Source organism: Pseudomonas sp. PvP100, from assembly GCF_017833055.1.
Classification (GTDB): domain Bacteria; phylum Pseudomonadota; class Gammaproteobacteria; order Pseudomonadales; family Pseudomonadaceae; genus Aquipseudomonas; species Aquipseudomonas syringae.
In genome coordinates this window covers 5,897,962-5,917,305 of record NZ_JAFIBO010000001.1, presented here as the reverse complement: position 1 = coordinate 5,917,305, position 19,344 = coordinate 5,897,962, and the positions used below count along the sequence as shown (strand labels likewise).

Here is a 19,344-nt window from a genome sequence, read left to right as displayed (position 1 = left end):
GAATCTTGTGGTGAGAGGACCTGGTGGGCGGAGTTGGCAGTGTTTTGCACTGCCGTTGCTGGGTCGGGGGAATCTTGTGGTGAGAGGTCCCCGGCCCTGCGACTTTTTCGTCAAGCCGCTTTAGGTTTTTTTCTATTACCTATGGGCCTGATCTCGTAGGCAAGACAACTGCCATCAGAGCCGATTCGAACCCTGATATCACGATCAGAGTTCAACATTTGCGATACGGCACTCTGCGATACGTTAAGCAGGCCAGCCAGTTCAGGCTGGGTCTTGCCCTTAGCAAATTCGCAAAGCATCACTCCAATTTCATCCGGCATCCTAGTGTCCTCGAAGGGCGTCTCCTTAAAAATATTAGTGATACTTCTAAATTAGCGCAAGCGAAATATCAGCCCGACTGTTTGGAAAGAATAAGCTTTGCTTATAAATTGATAGCCATGACCTATGACCTGCTGAACCCTACCCCCGAAATCCGCGCCGCTGAGGCTAAGCGGTTGAAAGACTTCTATTTGGCTAAAAAAAGTGAGGACAAATCACTCACGCAGGAAAGGATCGCCGATCTGTGTGGTTGGGCAGGACAGAGCGTTGTGAGTCAGTATTTAAATGGGAAGATACCGCTGAATTTGAACGCTTTATCGAAGTTTTCAAACGTCTTAGGCTTCAGTTACGAGCAGGTGAGCCCACGCCTTGCCAGGTTCATCCAATACCCAGTGGTTGGCGCACCCTTTTCCATGAACCTTCAAGAAGGGTACTTAACAGGTACCCCTTCGACGTCCGCTCATGCGTTGACCCCCATTGAAGAATGGGATGACAAGACCCCTCTCGACCCGGACGAGGTTGAACTCCCTTTTTTCAAAGAAGTAGAACTTTCAGCAGGTAAAGGCTCAGAGGTTATGCTTGAAACGAACGGAAGGATGCTGCGCTTCGGCAAACGGACTTTGCAGAAGAAAGGCATCGATCCGAACACAGCCGGCTGCGTTCCAGTTCACGGAAACAGCATGGAACCGGTATTGCCCGATGGAAGCACCGTTGGGGTTGACACAGCTGTCACCGCAATCCAAGACGGGAAAATGTACGCGATTGATCACGACGGTCAGCTTCGCGTGAAAGTCTTGTACCGGCTTCCAGGCTCAGGATTACGCATTCGAAGCTACAACGCCGAAGAACATCCTGACGAGCGCTACGACGGTGATTACGTGCGCGATCACATCCGAGTGATTGGCAAAGTCTTCTGGTATTCGGTGCTGCTGTAGAAAAATCAGCAGAAAATCTAATTTTGCAGGAAATTATAAGTAATACTGTTGACATAAATAAGCAGTAGTACTAATTTTGTCTCGTACCCCTCTCACCACAGAGTACGAGCCATGCAAACAACACAGCGAAATACCCGCTGCCGGGTGTATCTCCACCCGGCAGCAGCCTCCAACCGCGAATCTATCGCCACCATTCAACGCCAAACCGGCCTTCCCCTGATCATCCCGCCAAAAAGCAGCGACGCCAAAGCAGCACCTGCGCCTGCAATCGATGACTTCGGTCCATGGGGAGGTGATGCGGCATGAAGCAAATCCTTATCGGCCTAACCGGCCCTGCTCGCTCCGGCAAAACAACGGCCGCCCAGCATCTGGCCCACGAGCATGGATTCGAGTGTTACGCATTCGCCGACCCGTTGCGCGAGGGCATCATGGCCATATTCAACCTAAGCCCTGAGGACCTCGAAGGCGAGAAGAAGGAACAGCCTATTGACTGGCTGGGTCGCTCACCTCGCCAGTTGATGCAACTGCTCGGCACAGAGTGGGGCCGACACATGATCAGCGCGAACCTGTGGATCGACCTCGCCGAACAAAACCTTGATTGCCTCAGTGCGGTTTTCGACGGCGTGCCTGGCTTTGTGGTGAGCGATGTCCGCTTCGAAAACGAGGCCGACTTCATCCGCAAACGCGGTGGGACCGTTATTCATCTTTCCCGTCCTGACGCAGCTGAAGTTAATCCTCACATCAGCGAAGCGGGTGTGTCAGTCCACCCGGACGACTTGGTACTTACCAACGAAAGCGGCCTTCAAGAGCTGTATGGCGCACTGGACGAGCTGTATCGCGCCATCCGCTCACGCGGTTTGCTGGCCGTGGCCTGAGGCACTCGTCATGAACAGAACCCTCGACGCTACAGCAACGATTCTGGGCGTGAAGCCTCGGACATTTCGAGCGAAATTGCGAAAAATCGGCGTGCTGACCCAGGCAGGCGAGCTCGCACCTAAGCACCGCGACCAAGGATACCTGTACGAAGATTCGCGCAGCCGCTGGAACAAGAACATCCACGCCTACAGCCACTATGCAGTGGTGATGGTCAAGGAGGCGGGTGTTACCTGGCTTTCGGACCAGCTTGGAATCACCACCATGAAGAAGGACGCCGCAGCATGACTTTGAACGCAATTACTCACGCCGTAGGCGCGCTGAAACTGGTTCCTATGCACCTGAACCACCCAACCATCGTCAGTCGCTCGACATTGATCGGAGCGACGTCAGAGGCACTCAGCATGCTGGATGGTTTGCCGACTGTTACCGCCGAACTGGCGGAAGTTTTTCGGATGGTCGATGCCGTTTTGCTTGAAGGCCAGGTCGCGTATGTCACCCCAACACGCTGCCCAGAACGGCCATACGGCGCTGTGGTGGCAGATTTAAAAGGACGCCTGTGCGCGACTGCAACCGGCAAATCGAAAGAGGGTCTAGCGGAGCTGATTCGCCTTCAGTTGGTGCCCCAAAAGGAGGGGCACGGGGAGGATCCCGCGTGAGTGAGACGTTAAGTCAGCTCCGTGAAGAGTTCGCAACACCCTGCCCCACGCTGAGCACTGTGCGGGAGCGGTATTTCTCGCACATATCGAGTGATCGCTACCTGCTCCGCAAGATCAACGCTGGCCGCATCAACCTCAAGGTGACTCGGCTGGGTGGATCGAATAAGGGCCAGGCAGTGGTGTACCTACACGACCTCGCGGCCTATCTCGATGCACAGGCCAAGTTGAAAGCGGCCTGATTCAAAGGTGGTCACTGCCTCTCAGTGACGACACCCACTACCCCGTTGCCATCATTTCACAACCGAACCAGCGACAGTTTTTTTCAAGGAAATAGCACATGCAAGAACCGCAGATCATCATTTTGACCAGCCTAGCGATCTTCGTTTTGCTCCGCACTATCCTAATCGCGTGCTCCAATACGGCCAGAGACGGTGTTCAATACGACTTGATAGTGGCCGCTGCGACCCCCTGTGTCAGCTCCTATGGCCTATCTGGCTCTGAACCAACCGCCGAAAATCAGATGCTCGCGCATATGAAGGAGGCGGCATGAGAAATTTGACCACGGATTCAAACAGCGCAGACCTGATCGAAACGCTTCGCGACCTAGTATCAGAATTGAGAGCCCCGAAGGTTTCAATAGATGACGAGCTATGGACCTTTGAGGAAATAGCTCGGTACCTTAAGCTTTCCCAATATACTGTAGAGCGTCGCGTGGTCGTCCAGCCAAGCTTCCCTGATGCTCTCCAGCCATGTGCCACCGGCAAAAGCTCAAAAGCCGTAAAGCGCTGGTTCGCAGGTGAAATAATCAAATGGGCGCGACAGAATCGTGCCAAGGTACCAGTGAGTCGCGGAACTCGACGCGCCGCATGAGCAAGTGGTATTTATCACCACCTTACTCATCGAGTGCAGCTGCATCAATGAGAATCACCCATAACCTAGACAAAAGGCTCTGCACGATAGCATTCATGCAGAGGTTGGGCTATTTTGCCTTAACGACAGCAGTAATTACTAACATCAGTTAGTGATCAGGGCCACATAAAAACAGCTACTCATGATGGAAGTTATAATTGTGAAAATTAAAATCACTGCTCAAGTCTATTTTCCAAGAGATAACGACGCCCATGCCTAGATCCTGCCTGTTCTAATGTACTTAGAAGGTTTTCCTTTAATGGCCCCTGGGCATCAAGCAGAAGTGGTAGCAATCGTTCTGCAATGAAATTCTCAGTCGCCGCCGCACCCAAGAAGTTTAAGTGCATCAAGCTAAAATTTTTCTGCCGAGACAAATCTGCCAACAAAAAAGAAACAGCATCATCTTCAATAACATCAGTTGTCAAGTCCATTCTCTGGAGAATAAAATCTAATATAACCTGCCGATATTTAGGCTCAGAATTGAATTTATTCAAAAAATCAGGCTTAGACTGGGTACTGGTATGATTAGCTAAAACATCACCAAGCCTGAACAAGAACCAGTAGTTCGCCCGATCAACAGATAAGACCTGCATCCATTCTAGCCACCAAGTAAGATCTCCTAAATCTAGGAGCTCTAGATTACGAATACGCACAGGAAGCGAGCTGCCAATGACTGAGTCAATAAGACTAAAATCTTTAGTCCTCAGTAGCCTAACGAAAAGCTCCTCTTTTCCTAACCAATCTAAATCGACATGAGACAAAATAACAAACGAAACTTTTTTGCGGTCTTTTTCGTCAAGTGCGAGAATTTGTTCGAGTTCAGAAAAAACAGGCTCCATACTTTTTGGGTCCACGCAATAAAGCAAAGCAGCCTTAAGCAGGCCTTCGCTCAATGCCGCCTCTTCCTTAAGATACTCCGCGATATCTGAGCTTGCGGCACACATGATTTTTAAAGCATCAACCACCCAAGTGTCTTCTATGAGTTCTTTAAGGCGAGAGACGTGACTACGATTGAACCCCCCCCACGAAAGATTTTTATTTCTAACTGAAAACACCGCAATTTTACCTATTGCTGACACAGCATTATCTAGACCTTTCAGTAATAAGTCTCCCGCTACCAAGAGGGACGCGGTGTCCACATGGTCGCCAAGCATATGACACAATATTTTTCCTCGAAACTTATTTATCAGCCCCCCTTCACTTTCGACAGGAAAACCTTGAAGAACTATTGACAAATCCAAGCTACCTAGAAGCTTCCCAAGCGCTATACAGAATCCAATAGATCCGTCCTCGTCCAAGTTCGGACCTGATTCAACTTCACTTTGGACCAAATCAGAAAGAGAAGCTATTGAGGTAATATCTTCATCAGTCACATATTGAACAATAGCATCTGCAGCATTGTAGCAAAAATTAAAGTCCGCTCTATGTTGATAGAGCATCTGAATCACCTCAGCTTTTATACTTTCCCCTCTTATGGACACCAATAAAGTCGTAGCAGTGCCGCCTATAGAATCCCCAAAGTTTATTAATCTCCTCAATAAAGGCTCATGTACATCTGAGACATGCAAACCATTATCTAAAGCCGACTCAACCATGTGGCCCAGTTCAACGCCGTCACTTTTTAGTTCGTACACTTTAGTAAGCAGTTCTGAAACTACTTGATCTCGGCCTGACTCGATGTATTTTGATGCATTGATGGCGAGCGCCATATCGGCCGTCATAACATCCGCAATAAAATCTTTTGACTGATAATCAGACAGAAAGCTTAAAGTTAGAAACAAGGCTTGATCCCACCGCCTCAAAGACAACTTATCTCTAAGCTCGCCAGGATCCAGCGTATAACGTCTCGCTAGCTCGGTAGCAGCTAAGTACTCCGTAACTGACTGATGAACGAATCCGATTCGACCCTTAGAGTAAGGAATCAGAATAGATTCGGATACGAGCCAGTTGGCGATATCTAATGGAGCAACAGAACTGCTAGACGGTAACAGTCCGCTCAAGTTGTTCAGAATGATTGAGATCAGAAACGCCTCTGACCCTTTATCGAGTGCAGCGTACGCCGCACTTGATAGTGCTTTTTCGAGATCTAGATTAAATTGAAAGCGTTCAAAAAATGCAACGCTGACGTTCTCAAACAAGCATCTATAAAAGTCTCTAGGATGGGCATCCACAGGCAACTCTATTTTGCCTGAGAGTATATACTGAAAGTAAAAGGGCCTTTGAATTAATCGCAATACCTCAGCGCTAAACCTACCTTCAAAATTGATACCCAAAGGCAACAGCAAATCAACTACCGCTTTTCGCTCAATATAGTCTAAGCGAAACGTAGGAAGCTCTAATCGAGATAAACCATCTGTAGTTCGAGACCCAATTATAATTGAGGCCTTACCAACCAATGCGATAAAACTTATAAAATCAGCTTCATACGAGCCGCTCTCCAAATACTCCCGAGGCATTTCGTTAAATGAATCAATAAAAATCTTAACTTTGTATGACTTTATTAGCTCATTGAAAGGCAAGCTTTCGGGCAGCAACTGGCTAACCAAAGCATTCAAATCACCTTTATACAACTTCAAATCAACGAATATCGGAACAACAATGTCTTCGGATCTAAGAGAATCAGAAAGGCAAACATTGTTAAGCTGATCCGCTAACTTCGCAGCAGCACGACGGAGAGAGTAGGACTTTCCAGCCCCAGGCAACCCAGTCAAGACTAAACGTTCAGGGCCAGAGTCGAGAAGCGTTTCAACTAAACTATAACTAAATGGATACACTCCGCTTCCGAACATTTTCCTTTGGCCGCCAGAGAATCTCACCCGAATCGGAAACTCAGGTTCACATATCGAATATCGGCTTAGTATCGCGGCGTGTCGAGCCAATGATAAAAGTGTACTAGCAGATTCAGGATCAAAGATGGGAATAGGTTGAGCTTTAGGAACTTGTAACAGAGTATCCAACAATTCTAGCAATGAAGAATGATCTCTTGAGCCAAGCTTACCAGGGAGTGTTTTATACCCTACAAGATGAATGCCGTAATTATTTCTCCAGTAGTCGACTTCTTGCTCATGGACGTCCGCCATTATTGCATAATGATCCCGAACCCCTCCCTTGTATATATTTGCCAGCAAATCCCTGACATACATAAAATCCGGATCACGAAGACCAAAGCCTAGATACAAAACAGGTCTGCTCGCAAGAAGAATTTTCAAAGATTCCAGAGCGGCTTGATTTTCACCTTGTGGCAATAATTGCCTATACTGCTCTCTCGTTAGAATTATACTCTCAATATCCCCAGCGTCGCCATGAGGTTTGAATACAAAGTCGGTAGCCCTTGCCAAGACAATTCCAGCTGTCGCAGTTAACTGCCTATTAGTTATTGGCAAGCCATAAAATCTATCTGGCTGCCATGTACGCAGACTTTCCTCTAGCAAATTGTCATAGTTCGTAGTGATAAAGCATCTTGGGCCCAGCGATACAATTTTCTTATGAATTAGATGGGGTTTGGCTACGCCATAAAGACAGGCCTCACGTATAAACTCGCCAATTTGCTGCTTGGTCAGTTTGTCAAAACCATAGCTCGCTGCTTGCAGTAAGTCGCCCCTGCTTGCCTCGGACCTAACAAGCTCTGCGCTTCCACCTCCTCTCTCCAGAAATTGGGCAAGCTTTTCAATCATTCCTCCCCACGTCGGAAGACCGGACCACAGCGATATTCCGGACCCGACAAAAATAATAGTATCTGATTGAGCCAATATCTTCTTTAGATTTATCGTCATATTAATACTTGATTATTGATTATTGACTGCTAAACTCGCCGCCACTAAATTCTTGATTATTTTTGTTCCTTCAGACCCTGACATACTTGCTGAATGCACATCCCTTGTGAGTCGATACTATTTACTTATCAAATGGGTCGTCACCATACGACAGCCAGATTGCAACGAACCCACACTCAAGAGTCCATCGTGACGTAAAAGCGGCCACCTGTATAGAGTGACAGGTGACATCTGATCGTTATTTTTGCTTGAGACACACTGTGGAAAACAAGCTACTATTTCCTGTGCAGAAATGTAAACACGCCCTAGCCCATTGACACTTTTAGACGAAGCCTCCAATGAGCATTTATGAGCTGTCGTTGGTACCAAGCGGGGTGCTTGGTGTCCCAAGCAAACGTGGCCAGATCAAACTGGGCGATTATCCATTTCGAACTCAATCGAGACGCTCCGCCATCTCCTCGGCGGTAGCATTGTAATACACCATCAACGACCGAGGATCTTTGTGACCTGTAATACGGGCCAGATCCAGCACGTCCACCTTCCGGGCAAGCCTTGTTGTAGCTTCGTGTCGAGTGTCATGAAAATGCAAATCCACGATTTTTAGCTCATCTCTGATTTTCCGAAACATCGCATCAGCCGACGCCGAGCTCAGCCTGAAAACCTCACAGTCCCCATCACGCTCACCGACAAGTATTTGCAACAATTCCCCTGCACGCCTTGTCAGCGGGACGTTGCGACTATCTCCATTCTTGGTCATCGCTAAACGAACATATCGCTCTTTCAGTCGAACGTCTCTGACTTTTAGACCAAGAATCTCCCCCTGTCTCATGGCCGTCTCAAGCGCTAACAAAAACGCATATGCCAGCTCCTGCTGCAAAGTAGAAGGTGCCAGGCCCTCAACGAATCCCATTCGGCGAGTGAGGGCACTTTCTTCCGAAGCTGATACGCGGCGATCTCGGGGGCGACCGTTACTTGGACGCTTAACCTCTCGCACAGGGTTGAAACTGCAGCACTTCCACTCTCGCTTGGCAATCTCGAATACAGAGGACAGCAGAGTCATGTCGCGCCTTACAGAAGGACTGGCCACTTTTTTTAACCGAAGGTCACGCCAATCCGCGATCTGATCAGCTGTGACATCCCCGATCATCTCGCCCACAAAAGTAAGCTCGTTGTCCATTTTATCCAAGCGCAGTTCTTCCCATCGCTGCCCAGCCTTCGTCGGAGATACATCACGCTTGTATCGCCTCAGGGCCTCTGATAGCGTCATTTGGTTGCCAGCTTTTGGCTTGCCAGCTCCCGCCAGAATTTCTGCTTCGCGATGCGTTGCCCATGCGTGAGCAGCTGCCTTTGTCGGGAAGGTCTGAGAGTCCCGAATCCCCAGCTTGACCACCTCGGCTCGCCATCCCCCACTTCGCTTTCTGTATGAGGCCACACCATCCCCCTATTGGCGTAAAAATGGCGTAAAGACTACCACGCCAATGCAACCAAATGCCTCTATCAGCACATATCTCAAAGCAGGAAACCCCATTAAAACAGTAAGTTGCAGCCGTACACACCCTATCGCCGTTTTCTGTACACCGCAGTAAGATTCCCCCTCGGGGCACCACATAGCAGTATCCAGAGGTCCCAACCAGACCCGGAACACCAGATAAACCGGCCCACGAGCCGGTTTTTTTGTGCCCAGCGCTCCCAGCGAATCCCTTGTAAGCCCAGTTTATTGTGAGTAGATCGAGTTCGGTCCAGATTTCTACTCACACTCTGACGGGAAAATCCCCCGCCAGCGCCAGCCCAGAGGGTTTGTCTTGGCTCTCACTGACACAGCCGTTCGTACCGCAAAGCCCCGCGAAAAACTCTACTGTCTGACGGATACCGCTGGCCTTTGCCTTGAGATCACACGTGGGGCTCGAAGCTTTGGCGGTTCCGTTACCGTCTCGGCGGCAAAGCCAAAATGATGGGGCTTGGCGCCTACCCCACCGTGACGCCCGCCAGCGCCACCGAGCCTGTGGGGTACGCCGGTAGTTGTCACCATGGGAATGCCCGAGGGTAAAGCGCTGATTCTCGACATCACCACCGCCATGAGCATCACCAAACCTGAAACGCTACCCAAGCCGATTCAGCGAGCGCTAAACCAGATCGCTCACAGCCGGCCCCTGCTCTACCAGGCAGCCTGCCGCGATCAGATCCGGAAGGAAATCGACACGCTACTGGCCAGAGGCATGAGCCATCAGGACGCGATCGAGCCGCTGCGGGCCTGCCCGCCGACTCTCGAACCGGACTACTAGGCCAAGTGGTTGCCAACCCCGCCGATTTGGTACGAAAACAGCGATTCTGGCAGCGAATGAGCGATTCAAGGCGCTGAAAAACGCCGTTTACGGATTCACTGAAGAGCTTGCTAGGCTGGACCGGTTAGGAATGCCCTAGCTGGCGTCGCCAAGATTCCGGCCATTACAACAGCTGAAATCAGTTCAGCTTAACGTACTTTAAAATCCTTTTTCTAAGGCGCCCCCTAAAAGATCTTTCATTGAGTCGATCAATGCCTGGGGAACTGACTGAAGGCCTCAACCACTCAACGATCAGTAATAGAGCACCGGGCCAGCCGGACAGGACCTGGCCATGACAGGGCGAGGTTTGGCCTCGATAGCGGCTGGTGCACATTTTCCTGACCTGCAGAGTTCCGATTATGACGATACAAGACTTGCTGAATGCGTTGGCGATAAGGCTTGAAAGTGGACCGCTTTCTTTGGATGCGAATCACCTGTGCTGTCTGAAGGTCAACGAACTGGACATGACGCTGGAACGGATTGAACAGCAAAATACGCTGTTTGTTTATCTGTGCGTGGGCACGCTTTCTACTCCAGCCAGCAGCACACTTCTGAGCGATATTCTGGCCGCCAACCTCTTTCATTACGGCTCCAGCGATGGTGCGGCCTTCGGGCTGGACGAAAAAAATAATGAAGTGCTGCTTTTTCAGCGGTTTGATCCGTTACGGATTGATGAGGATCACTTTGTCAGCGCCTGCGTTCAGATGATCGAAGTTGCGAAAATATGGCGGGCAAAGTTACTGCATGGCCATTCTGCTCCGCTCGCCTCCTCAACCAGGCTGACGAAAGCCGGTTTAATGCTAACCATGGCGGGGACTATTCGATGAATATCTCAGGTCCGAACAGACGTCAGGGGACTCAGGCAGAGAACACTGAAAGCGCTTCGTCATCATCGGTAACTAACCCACCGCTACAGCGTGGCGAGGGCAGACGTCTGCGACGTCAGGATGCGCTGCCAACGGATATCAGATACAACGCCAACCAGACAGCGGCATCACCGCAAAACGCGCGCGCGGCAGGAAGATATGAATCAGGGGCCAGCTCATCCGGCGCGAATGATACTCCGCAGGCTGAAGGTTCAATGCCTTCGTCGTCCGCCTTTTTACAATTTCGCCTCCCCGGCGGGCGGAACCATTCTGAGCTGGAAGATTTTCATACAATGATGCTGAACTCACCGAAAGCATCACGGGGAGATGCTATACCTGAGAAGCCCGAAGCAATACCTAAGCGCCTACTGGAGAAGATGGAACCGATTAACCTGGCCCAGTTAGCTTTGCGTGATAAGGATCTGCATGAATATGCCGTAATGGTCTGTAACCAAGTGAAAAAGGGTGAAGGTCCGAACTCCAATATTACGCAAGGAGATATCAAGTTACTGCCGCTGTTCGCCAAAGCGGAAAATACAAGAAATCCCGGCTTGAATCTGCATACATTCAAAAGTCATAAAGACTGTTACCAGGCGATAAAAGAGCAAAACAGGGATATTCAAAAAAACAAGCAATCGCTGAGTATGCGAGTTGTTTACCCCCCATTCAAAAAGATGCCAGACCACCATATAGCCTTGGATATCCAACTGAGATACGGCCATCGACCGTCGATTGTCGGCTTTGAGTCTGCCCCGGGGAACATTATAGATGCTGCAGAAAGGGAAATATTTTCAGCATTAGGCAACGTCAAACTCAAAATGGTAGGAAATTTTCTTCAATACTCGAAAACTGACTGCACCATGTTTGCGCTTAATAACGCCCTGAAAGCTTTTAAACATCACGAAGAATATACCTCCCGTCTGCACAATGGAGAAAAGCAGGTACCTATCCCGGCGACCTTCTTGAAACATGCTCAGTCAAAAAGCTTCGTGGAGAATCACCCGAAAAAAGATACCACCGTCACTAAAGACCAGGGCGGTCTGCATATGGAAACGCTATTACACAGAAACCGTGCCTACCGGGCGCAACGATCTGCCGGTCAGCACGTTACCTCTATTGAAGGTTTCAGAATGCAGGAAATAAAGCGAGCAGGTGACTTCCTTGCCGCAAACAGGGTCCGGGCCAAGCCTTGACTCACGTCCTCTGAAAAAACGCGCCTTATGGTTGGCGCGTTTTGTCCGAGGACAGGTGTTCGAGAAGAATAAAGGTTGTCACCTCAAGAGGCAGGAGGAACGAGTCGAGGCTCGGCTTGCTCAGCAAACGAAAAGCTGGCGTAACGGGTTTGGCCAGCCCCCCTATTGGAGCCGGGGCCGTGTATCGCGGCCTCAGCTCCACTGCAAGACGAATCAGGTTATAGAAAGACGTGCGTCACTTTGCTGAAAGAGCGCCAACGCTGTCAGGACTGCCGAAGAAAAGTCCGCAGATCACGCACACGCAACTCCGCGTTTATATCCTGTAGCGCCTCAAGACTCAGCGTATTCAAGGGCGCACCATTGGACATTTCCGAGACCTGATCAAGAAGATTATTGCGAAACCTGTCAACAGCTGACGCATCCAGATACTCGGCTTTCTCTTTCTTGCTTATTTTCAGCCTTACAAGCAGATCTTCAGGCAGCTTTATATTCTTGAGCTCACATCCCAGAGACAGCGTTACAAGATCGCCAAGGCTTCTGATCTCCACTTCCTCGATTGCCACCGTCTGCCTCCCCGGCCAGGCGATGCTCATTTGCCTAGTACATAAACCTATTATTCTTGCCCGGTATAGAGGTACTGATCTCATGGGCAGAAAGACCTTTGACTTTTTCGAATCCGAAAACCAAGGGCACCACCGTCCCACGATTCAGCAGGCTGTTAAAATGCGGATCAGGCCATCGGGCCACTCCTACTAACGCCTGCTGGCAAGGCATCAATCCGCTCACTTGGGGCCCGTGAAGCTCACCGCACCTTGGCGTCCTGGCTCGTTGATGGACAGAGGATGCCTCTGGAGAGTTTGTATATGATGCGCGAAAGCTGTCCGAAGAAATGACAGATGCTTTTGACGATACGCAACTCTTCGGGCTCACCTTTTTTAACTGTTTAATTTAATGTCAGGCCTGACAAAAGGCCGATATTTGTCAAATAGCCTCGGTTTTTTAGCGTCTAGCGCTAACGCTGTCCATAAACTTTCATGCGGCCGATTAAACAGCTCACACGGATCTGTAGAAATGAAGGCTCAGCATTCAAGGCGTCTGAGCCGATTCAATTCAATCAATGCGCCCTGTCAATCCCGAACTGATCCAGCACCGGGTCAACGTTATGATCAAACGCCTTCTGCGCCTTGTGCTTTTTGACTGCGTCGATAATCGCCGAAATACCAAAACCCAACGCCATAGCGCCGTCGATGGCCCAGCCGATGACCGGGATTGCAGCACCCAGCGCTGCGCCTGCGGCAAGCCCTGTGGCTTCACCGGCAACCAGACCGACAGCGCGGCCGATCATCTGGCCGCCCAGACGACCAAGACCGGCGGATGCCTCGCGGCCCATCATTTTCGCGCCGGTGTCTATGCCGCCCTTGATTGCCTCCGCGCCCAACCTGGAGCTGTCGATGATGCCCTGAGCAGCGCCCAGCTTGTCACCGCTGGCGAGCCTGTCAGACACTGACGCAAAGCCCATGACCGAGTTGAATGCCTTGCCTCCGATACCTTGCTCGGCGAGCTGCTCGGCCAGCGAAGGGCCGCCCTCTTCATCGGTCTTGCCCTCCAGCAACTTGCGGCCTTTTTTGGAGTTCTGCAGTTCGGACAAGGTGCTGGCCGTGTAGCTCTCACGCTCATCATTAACGAAATCAGCGGGCAGCACGCTTTCATACGCCGCTTTCTGGTTATCTGCGGTTTGCAAAGACTCGCCGGCGTCAGACTTTTTCTGGCCAAGCAGTTGTTTCAGAGCGCCCCCCTCGCTGAAATTGCGAACGTAGGAGTCGGCGATCTTCGTTTGCAGTTCATCAGACTGGTTGTTGAATACTTGCTGGGCAGTGGGCACCTGGGCATCGGGAAACAGGTCTTTTTGCAGTTGCAGTTGGGCCGACAAGCCGGTGATGGCGCCGCTGTAATCGGGGTTGGGGTTGTGTTTGTCGACGGCCTTGTCTGCGGTTGCCATGTCGGCTTGCAAGGCCTTTCCGCTGTTGACGTTTTGAGCCTGCTCAGTCACGGCCTTCTGCAGCGCCGAATCGCTGCGAACCAGGCTGCGCTCCTGTTCGGGAATGCTTTTGTTGAGGTACTCCTGAACGTCTGGATCGTCTTGCAACCGGGCAATTCGGTCGTTAAGGCCCGCCTCGGTCTTCTCGGTATTGCGCAAATCCCGCCCGGCTATCACGCTTTGCTGGGTCTGCTGCAACTTGATCATCACAGCGGCTTTCTGCGCGCCGGTGTAAGCCTCGGGCTTCTCGAAAACCTGAGCATTGAGTTTGCTGATATCGATACCGGCTACCGAATTCAACGTCGCGGCATCGCTGAGCATGCTGGCGAACTGGCCACCATTTTTGGGGGCGCTCTTCCTGATCCACTCGCTCATATTGGACGCATCGAACACCTGGTCGGGGCTATGCGCAGCCTTCTTGCGCCCGGTCAGACCGGCTTCATCCACCTGGCTGAGGAAGCCCGCCTGCGACCACATGTTGCAGGACTGTTTGAGCGTACCTGACAACCCGGGGTTACTTTTAATCAGCGCTTTCAGACCCTCGGCGCTGACATTACCATCGACATCGGTTTTGTCCGCCGCCCCGACGGCATGATGAGGGTCGGCTGCCGTCGCCAACGGCATATTGGCGCGCATCACCGCTGCGCTGCGCACCATTTCAAGGGATTGAGGATCAGCGCCGGGGTTATCTTCCATGTACTTGGCCACATCCTTGTCGGCATTGTCGGCCGCCTTCTCCATGTTTTTGGCGAACGCCTTGAGGTCTTTGTTGGTGATTTTGCCATCCGCATTACCGCCATCCTTGCCGACGTCCACCGCCGTCTTCAACGCAGGGTTGGCATTGATGAACGCCATCGCCTTTTCGGCATTGGGACCATCCTCTCTGGCCATCCACGCTGCGGCGATGGGCCGGTTGAGTTCTTTGGCCGCCTGCTCGCGCTCCTCGGGCGGCAGGTTGGCAACCATCGGCTCCCAGCGCTTGAGCGCCTCGGGCGAAGAATATTCGGAGTTATCGAGAAACGCTGCATCGGTAGCGCTTGGGGCATTCGCCGGGCTGGAGGCCGCCGTGGATGCCGAGCTCGCTGTGGCCGAGACCGATGTCATCGGGGACACCTGATCACCGTCCTGATCGACGCTGGAGGTGCTTTCACTGCTGCTGCTGCGAGTCAGCAGACTCATCAGCGATGAACCGCTTTGCTCGGTTCCCGAAAAGGAAGAGGGGCTGTCGTTGGCCTGGCCGAACTGCACAAAAGCCTGACCACCACCTGCGCTGCCCTGCGTAAGCGAAGCTTTGGCCAATGGCGTCTCAGCAGCCAGTTCGCCAGAGGTGGGTTGATTCACGATGCTGCCGAGGGCAGGACTGGGAGAACTGGATATACGCATGGTTGCCATCCAAGTGGTGAGGGATGGCAACTGTGTGGTTTTGCGCGCAAGTTGGTTCCAGACAGATGTTCACTCAGGCGAACGGGTCTATCTGTTGCTTGAGCTGCACCCGTGCCCGGGACAGTCGGGAGCGGACGGTGCCGATAGGAACACCGAGCATGTTGGCGGTTTCCTGATAATTGCCATCCATTTCCAGAGAAACTTCCAGAACCTTCTGCATGTTCGTCGGCAGGCAGTCGATGGCCTCTATGACGCGTGCCAGCTGTCGGTGCCCGTCTACCTGATGGGTGATATCGCCGTTCGACTCCAGGTCCGTATGGACCTCGTCTTCCCAGCTTTCCTGATAGGGCTGACGATACATTTTGCGAAAGTGGTTACGGATCAGATTCAGCGCAATGCCACACAACCAGGTTTGCGGTTTGCTGGCGTGCTGAAACTTGTGCTCATTGCGTAACGCCTCGAGAAACACGCATTGCAGGATGTCATCCACATCATCAGCGTTCTTCACCCGCTTCTGGATGAACGCTCTGAGCATCTGGACCTGATCGGCCGTCAATTGCCGGATACCGGCAGACGACGATGGTTGGCGTGGTTCGGTTGCATCAAGGATCACAAGATTCGGGAGCATGGGCTTGCCTCAATTGATGGAGTGCAAGTCCTATAGCGATAACCATGCCAGTCCAAAAATAATCATAACCACATGATTTATATAAATATTTTAAAATGTGAAATTCTTTGTAATACATTTTTTTGCGCAACACGATTTTTAGCTCTGCAGCTTTTGGCACAAACGCATGAGCCTTCGGCACCAGGGAACCGAACCGGGCCAACGACCCACTCAGCGGTCACACCAGGCCCAGAATCGTCCTATGAAAATTGTCGCCCCGCCTACATTGCCCATTCGTCCGGTAGCGCCGATCCGCGCCATCACACCGGCTGCGCGAGCGATTCCCGGCAGCGGGTTGCCTGATGAAAAAGGCACCTCGTCACTGCAGGTTTCGCGCTTCGCTGCGGCTCTGGTGCAGCACAGCCGGATATTGCGTGAGCGAGAACTGATCGCGAGCAGGAACGCGTTGCAGTCGCGGGCCGTCAAGCTGGGCGAGCTTTATCAGTTGCTGATGAGCACCAGCGACACCGGGCTGGATAACGCCGCCAGACTGCTGCGCAAAAAACTGCTGCAGGACAACGACGCCGATCTGGAACAGGTTCTGGAATTCGCTGACGGCGACGCTGCCAAGGCTCACGTGGTGTTGCAGGCAGCGCGCAAACAGGCAGAAGACGATGGGGCTGAAGCAGAATATGCAGCGCTGACCCAGACGCTCAAACATCTGCGCCGCCGATTCGGCCCGCGCGCACGCGCCGGTATCAATACCGCAAGAGCCTTCGGGCGCCAGAACATCGATAACAAGCGCCGCACGGCCTTGCGCAATCTGTATGGCGTAGCGGTTTCCGGACAACCCAACGTCACGGGCTTGATCGAAGCCTTGATTGGCGAGCAACAGGAACCCGGCGAGTTCGACCTGAACCTGCGCGACATGCGCATCGCCATCGCCGACGATCTTTCGGCGATTACCCCGTCGGCTTCTCATGAACAATTGCGCACGCTGATGCATGGCCTGACCACCGCGCGCCATGTCACTACGCTGTTGCGCGGCTGCGAACACCTGCTGGGGCGCATGCGTAAAAAGAATCCCAAACTGACGGTGGACCCACCGGCCTTCCTCAAACACATGCTGACCCTGACGGCCAATGGCATGAATGTGAATCAGACCTTGCAACTGACCCAGCACATCGGGGGCAACAGGCTCGAACACCAACTGGCGTTTCTTAATGGCCTGCGGCCGATGCTGATGCAGTTGCCGATCCTGCTCTGGCGGGACCTGAAAAGCCGTCAGGCCGCGCTGAATAATCTACTCACGCTGATGGCCGAGCTCACGCATAAGGAACAGAAGCAACTATACGAGGGGCTTGCCTGATGAACCGGGTCATCAACTTTCTGAACATGGTCGCGCTGTCGGCCATGCGCCGCTCGGAACTGGTCGGTGCGTTTTTTGTGATCGCCATCGTGTTCATGATGATCACGCCGCTGCCCACCGGCTTGATCGACGTGCTGATCGCCGTGAACATCTGTATTTCCTGCCTGCTGATCATGCTGGCGATGCACCTGCCCAGGCCACTAGCGTTCTCGACCTTCCCTGCCGTGCTGCTGCTGACCACGATGTTTCGCCTGGCCCTGTCGGTGTCTACGACGCGGCTGATTCTGCTCAACCAGGACGCCGGGCACATCGTCGAGGCGTTCGGGCAGTTCGTGGTGGGCGGCAACCTGGCGGTGGGTCTGGTGATCTTCCTGATCCTGACGGTGGTCAACTTTCTGGTGATCACCAAAGGCTCGGAACGGGTCGCCGAAGTCGGCGCGCGTTTTACCCTGGACGCGATGCCCGGCAAGCAGATGTCCATCGACAGTGACCTGCGCGCCAACCTGATCACCGTTCACGAGGCTCGCAAACGACGCGCCGAACTGAATAAGGAAAGCCAGTTGTTCGGTGCGATGGACGGCGCCATGAAGTTCGTCAACGGCGATGCGATCGCCAGCCTGATTATTGTTGCCATCAACATGATCGGCGGCATATCCATCGGCGTGCTGCAGCACAACATGGCAGCGGGCGACGCCTTGCAGCTGTATACCGTGCTGACCATCGGTGACGGCCTGATCGCCCAGATTCCTGCGCTGCTGATCTCCGTCACCAGCGGCATGATCATCACTCGCGTGCCCAACACCGAGGCAGGGGCGGAAGCCAATATCGGCCGCGAGATCGCCGAGCAGATCACCAGTCAGCCCAAGGCCTGGATAATCGCCTCGGTGGCCATGCTCGGCTTCGCGGCACTGCCGGGAATGCCGACCGGTGTTTTCATCACCATCGCGATTATCTGCGGTGCCGGTGGACTGCTGCAGTTGCAACGGGCAAAACCCAAGGCCGATGAGCAACGTACAGCCGCTGTGGCGCCAGAAATGAACGGCAAGGAAGACCTGCGTACCTTTTCCCCCAGCCGGCAGTTTGTGCTGCAATTCCACCCCGGCCAGGACAGCGCGCAGATCGAAGCGCTGGTCAGCGAAATACGCAAGCGCCGCAACCGTCTGGTGGTGCAGTACGGCCTGACCCTGCCTTCGTTCATCATCGAGCATGTCGATGACATTGCCCCGGACGAGTTTCGCTTCACCGTCTATGACGTACCGATGCTCAAGGCCACCTTCACGCAGAGCCATGTCGCCGTGGAAGCACGCCAGCTGGCAGGCGAAAACCTTCCGGCGGCCATCCCGGGCAACTCCGACCGCCAGGAAGATCAATGGGTATGGCTGCCGGCCGAGCAGTCTGGCGACTTGAACCCGGTCAGCTCCACGACCCTGATCATCGAACGCATGGAGCGCACATTGCAGTCCTGCGCGCCGCAGTTCATCGGCTTGCAGGAAACCAAAGCCATCCTCAGCTGGCTAGAGTCCGAGCAACCGGAACTCGCTCAGGAAATGCAACGGGTCCTCACCCTGACGCGCTTTTCGGCCGTCCTGCAACGCCTGGCCTCGGAGCGTGTGCCGCTGAGGGCGATCCGGGTCATTGCCGAAACCCTGATCGAGCACTGTCAGCATGAACGCGATACCAATGTGCTGACCGACTACGTACGCATTGCGCTCAAGTCGCAGATCTACCACCAGTACTGCGGTGCCGAAGGCCTGCAAGTGTGGCTGCTGACGCCGGAAAGCGAGGGGTTGTTGCGGGATGGCCTGCGCCAGACGCAAACCGAAACATTCTTCGCGCTGAGCAACGAGATCAGCCAGATGCTCGTGCAACAGCTGCACATTGCCTTCCCGGTACGAGCTCCCGAACAGGCGGTTCTGCTGGTGGCACAGGATCTGCGCAGCCCTCTGCGTACCTTGTTGAGGGAGGAGTTCTACCATGTACCCGTACTATCTTTCGCGGAAATCAGCAATGCGGCCAAGGTCAAGGTCATGGGTCGATTCGACCTTGAAGACGATCTCGAGCCGCTGGACAACGAGCATGCTGCTTGAGCCTGCAAGGCCT

The 19,344-nt window shown here is 52.7% G+C and carries 18 protein-coding genes and 1 pseudogene; 12 read left to right on the top strand and 7 right to left on the bottom strand.

The window, feature by feature from the left end; all coding sequences use genetic code 11:
• Positions 1-110: 110 nt before the first annotated feature.
• The gene (locus JOE39_RS25760) at positions 111-320 is read right to left on the bottom strand and encodes a Cro/CI family transcriptional regulator (RefSeq protein WP_104652975.1); all 210 of its coding nucleotides are present in this window, start codon (positions 318-320) and stop codon (positions 111-113) included.
• A 117-nt stretch (positions 321-437) separates the two neighbouring features.
• Here JOE39_RS25760 and JOE39_RS25755 point away from each other — a divergent pair, with 117 nt between their 5' ends.
• The 6 genes from JOE39_RS25755 to JOE39_RS25730 all read left to right on the top strand — a co-directional run bounded on the left by JOE39_RS25755 (position 438) and on the right by JOE39_RS25730 (position 3,335).
• Positions 438-1,253, top strand: a complete 816-nt coding sequence (locus tag JOE39_RS25755) for a helix-turn-helix transcriptional regulator (RefSeq protein ID WP_210078113.1) — start codon at positions 438-440, stop codon at positions 1,251-1,253.
• Positions 1,254-1,555: 302 nt separating this feature from the next.
• Entirely contained in the window at positions 1,556-2,128 is a 573-nt protein-coding gene (locus JOE39_RS25750; protein ID WP_210078115.1) for a deoxynucleotide monophosphate kinase, read from the top strand.
• 49 nt (positions 2,129-2,177) lie between these two features.
• The gene (locus JOE39_RS25745; RefSeq protein ID WP_210078661.1) at positions 2,178-2,414 is read left to right on the top strand and encodes a hypothetical protein; all 237 of its coding nucleotides are present in this window, start codon (positions 2,178-2,180) and stop codon (positions 2,412-2,414) included.
• Entirely contained in the window at positions 2,411-2,785 is a 375-nt protein-coding gene (locus JOE39_RS25740) for a hypothetical protein (protein ID WP_210078117.1), read from the top strand. The genes JOE39_RS25745 and JOE39_RS25740 overlap by 4 nt, the downstream gene beginning before the upstream one ends.
• Positions 2,782-3,024, top strand: coding sequence for a pyocin activator PrtN family protein (locus JOE39_RS25735; protein ID WP_210078119.1), 243 nt, complete (start codon positions 2,782-2,784; stop codon positions 3,022-3,024). Before JOE39_RS25740 ends, JOE39_RS25735 begins: the two co-directional genes overlap by 4 nt.
• A gap of 98 nt (positions 3,025-3,122) precedes the next feature.
• Entirely contained in the window at positions 3,123-3,335 is a 213-nt protein-coding gene (locus JOE39_RS25730; RefSeq protein WP_210078121.1) for a hypothetical protein, read from the top strand.
• A gap of 532 nt (positions 3,336-3,867) precedes the next feature.
• On the opposite strand, the gene JOE39_RS25725 is transcribed toward JOE39_RS25730, so the two are convergent.
• Complete coding sequence (locus JOE39_RS25725) at positions 3,868-7,467, bottom strand: SIR2 family protein (RefSeq protein WP_210078123.1); 3,600 nt, start codon at positions 7,465-7,467, stop codon at positions 3,868-3,870.
• A gap of 433 nt (positions 7,468-7,900) precedes the next feature.
• Positions 7,901-8,857 carry a site-specific integrase gene (locus JOE39_RS25720; protein WP_348529904.1) on the bottom strand — a complete coding sequence of 319 codons (957 nt, stop codon included), beginning with the start codon at positions 8,855-8,857 and terminating at the stop codon, positions 7,901-7,903.
• Positions 8,858-9,269: 412 nt separating this feature from the next.
• Here JOE39_RS25720 and JOE39_RS25715 point away from each other — a divergent pair.
• The 4 genes and pseudogenes from JOE39_RS25715 to hopZ3 all read left to right on the top strand — a co-directional run.
• Positions 9,270-9,448: pseudogene (locus tag JOE39_RS25715) on the top strand (Arm DNA-binding domain-containing protein); the annotation flags it as partial.
• Between the two features lie 46 nt (positions 9,449-9,494).
• Entirely contained in the window at positions 9,495-9,749 is a 255-nt protein-coding gene (locus JOE39_RS25710; protein ID WP_229699123.1) for a hypothetical protein, read from the top strand.
• Positions 9,750-10,147: 398 nt separating this feature from the next.
• Complete coding sequence (locus JOE39_RS25705; RefSeq protein WP_024664423.1) at positions 10,148-10,615, top strand: type III secretion system chaperone; 468 nt, start codon at positions 10,148-10,150, stop codon at positions 10,613-10,615.
• Positions 10,612-11,847 (top strand): type III secretion system YopJ family effector HopZ3, encoded by a 1,236-nt coding sequence (gene hopZ3 / locus JOE39_RS25700; protein WP_024664424.1) that lies wholly within the window; start codon positions 10,612-10,614, stop codon positions 11,845-11,847. The genes JOE39_RS25705 and hopZ3 overlap by 4 nt, the downstream gene beginning before the upstream one ends.
• Before the next feature lie 263 nt (positions 11,848-12,110).
• Here hopZ3 and JOE39_RS25695 read toward each other — a convergent pair whose 3' ends face one another.
• From JOE39_RS25695 to hrpL, 4 genes are all read right to left on the bottom strand, one after another.
• On the bottom strand, positions 12,111-12,440 hold the full coding sequence (locus JOE39_RS25695) for a hypothetical protein (protein WP_004403102.1): 330 nt from the start codon (positions 12,438-12,440) through the stop codon (positions 12,111-12,113).
• A gap of 4 nt (positions 12,441-12,444) precedes the next feature.
• On the bottom strand, positions 12,445-12,777 hold the full coding sequence (locus tag JOE39_RS26445; RefSeq protein ID WP_259639677.1) for a hypothetical protein: 333 nt from the start codon (positions 12,775-12,777) through the stop codon (positions 12,445-12,447).
• A 184-nt stretch (positions 12,778-12,961) separates the two neighbouring features.
• The gene (locus JOE39_RS25685; RefSeq protein ID WP_210078125.1) at positions 12,962-15,268 is read right to left on the bottom strand and encodes a type III effector HrpK domain-containing protein; all 2,307 of its coding nucleotides are present in this window, start codon (positions 15,266-15,268) and stop codon (positions 12,962-12,964) included.
• Positions 15,269-15,341: 73 nt separating this feature from the next.
• Positions 15,342-15,896 carry an RNA polymerase sigma factor HrpL gene (gene hrpL / locus JOE39_RS25680; RefSeq protein ID WP_003314155.1) on the bottom strand — a complete coding sequence of 185 codons (555 nt, stop codon included), beginning with the start codon at positions 15,894-15,896 and terminating at the stop codon, positions 15,342-15,344.
• Between the two features lie 241 nt (positions 15,897-16,137).
• On the opposite strand from hrpL, the gene sctW reads away from it, so the two are divergent.
• On the top strand, positions 16,138-17,244 hold the full coding sequence (sctW, locus tag JOE39_RS25675; protein WP_003421896.1) for a type III secretion system gatekeeper subunit SctW: 1,107 nt from the start codon (positions 16,138-16,140) through the stop codon (positions 17,242-17,244).
• Positions 17,244-19,331, top strand: a complete 2,088-nt coding sequence (gene sctV, locus JOE39_RS25670) for a type III secretion system export apparatus subunit SctV (protein ID WP_122220538.1) — start codon at positions 17,244-17,246, stop codon at positions 19,329-19,331. The genes sctW and sctV overlap by 1 nt, the downstream gene beginning before the upstream one ends.
• The last annotated feature ends 13 nt before the right edge of the window (positions 19,332-19,344 follow it).

Coding starts and splice junctions, on each gene's coding strand:
- JOE39_RS25695 (WP_004403102.1), bottom strand. CDS start 12,440: ATGAGCATCGCCTGGCCGGGGAGGCAGACGGTGGCAATCGAGGAAGTG.
- hrpL (WP_003314155.1), bottom strand. CDS start 15,896: ATGCTCCCGAATCTTGTGATCCTTGATGCAACCGAACCACGCCAACCA.
- JOE39_RS25710 (WP_229699123.1), top strand. CDS start 9,495: ATGGGAATGCCCGAGGGTAAAGCGCTGATTCTCGACATCACCACCGCC.
- sctW (WP_003421896.1), top strand. CDS start 16,138: ATGAAAATTGTCGCCCCGCCTACATTGCCCATTCGTCCGGTAGCGCCG.
- sctV (WP_122220538.1), top strand. CDS start 17,244: ATGAACCGGGTCATCAACTTTCTGAACATGGTCGCGCTGTCGGCCATG.
- JOE39_RS25730 (WP_210078121.1), top strand. CDS start 3,123: ATGCAAGAACCGCAGATCATCATTTTGACCAGCCTAGCGATCTTCGTT.
- JOE39_RS25740 (WP_210078117.1), top strand. CDS start 2,411: ATGACTTTGAACGCAATTACTCACGCCGTAGGCGCGCTGAAACTGGTT.
- JOE39_RS25750 (WP_210078115.1), top strand. CDS start 1,556: ATGAAGCAAATCCTTATCGGCCTAACCGGCCCTGCTCGCTCCGGCAAA.
- JOE39_RS25685 (WP_210078125.1), bottom strand. CDS start 15,268: ATGCGTATATCCAGTTCTCCCAGTCCTGCCCTCGGCAGCATCGTGAAT.
- JOE39_RS25755 (WP_210078113.1), top strand. CDS start 438: ATGACCTATGACCTGCTGAACCCTACCCCCGAAATCCGCGCCGCTGAG.
- JOE39_RS25705 (WP_024664423.1), top strand. CDS start 10,148: ATGACGATACAAGACTTGCTGAATGCGTTGGCGATAAGGCTTGAAAGT.
- JOE39_RS25725 (WP_210078123.1), bottom strand. CDS start 7,467: ATGACGATAAATCTAAAGAAGATATTGGCTCAATCAGATACTATTATT.
- JOE39_RS25760 (WP_104652975.1), bottom strand. CDS start 320: ATGCCGGATGAAATTGGAGTGATGCTTTGCGAATTTGCTAAGGGCAAG.
- hopZ3 (WP_024664424.1), top strand. CDS start 10,612: ATGAATATCTCAGGTCCGAACAGACGTCAGGGGACTCAGGCAGAGAAC.